This window comes from Pseudomonas protegens (assembly GCF_003732485.1).
GTDB lineage: Bacteria > Pseudomonadota > Gammaproteobacteria > Pseudomonadales > Pseudomonadaceae > Aquipseudomonas > Aquipseudomonas protegens_B.
This window is the reverse complement of sequence record NZ_MOAK01000080.1, coordinates 151,057-151,823: the sequence shown is the minus strand read 5'-3', so window position 1 is coordinate 151,823 and position 767 is coordinate 151,057. Positions and strand designations below refer to the sequence as shown.

The window sequence follows — 767 nt, the reverse complement described above, 5'->3', positions numbered from 1 at the left end:
CCGATCTGGACCAAGTTGCTCAAGCACAGCATCGTTTCGGTGCATCCGCTGGGCGGCTGCGTCATGGGCGAAGACGCCGCTCAGGGTGTGGTCAACCACAAAGGCCAGGTGTTCAGCGGCGTCAGCGGCACCCAGGTCTATCCCGGGCTGTATGTGGCCGATGGTGCGGTGATTCCCACCTCGCTGGCGGTCAATCCGTTGCTGACCATCTCGGCGGTCAGCGAGCGCAACATGCGCCTGCTGGCGGAGGATCGCGGCTGGAAGATCGATTACAGCCTGCCCTCGGCCCCGAGCAAGGCGGTGCCGGCGCCGACCCTGGGCGTGCAGTTCACCGAGACCATGAAGGGCTATTTCTCCAGCGCCTTCACCCAGCCCCAGGGCACCGATCTGGCGCTCTACGAGGAAGCGGCCAAGCGCGGCGAGGCACAGAACTCCTCTATCGAGTTCACCCTGACCATCACGGCCAACGACCTCAACCGGATGATCAAGGAGCCCGAGCACGCCGCTACCCTGGTGGGCACCCTGGAAGCTCCGGCGCTGTCGGCACAGCCCCTGGTGGCCAGCCACGGGGTGTTCAACCTGTTCGAGGAGTTCCAGCAGCAGGTGGGCGTGCGCCACATGAACTACGACATGCGCCTGACTGCCGAGGACGGCAACGAGTACTACTTCAGTGCCTTCAAGACCGTGCCCGAGGATCACGGCGTGCTGAACATCTGGCCCGACACCAGCACCCTGTATGTGACTCTGTATCGCGGCCAGAACAAGAG

Annotated in this window: 1 protein-coding gene; it reads left to right on the top strand. The window is 64.0% G+C overall.

Annotated features, from left to right (window positions below; all coding sequences use genetic code 11):
- A partial coding sequence (locus BLX41_RS35955; RefSeq protein ID WP_259745068.1) for a GMC family oxidoreductase occupies positions 1-767 on the top strand: 767 nt, incomplete at both ends.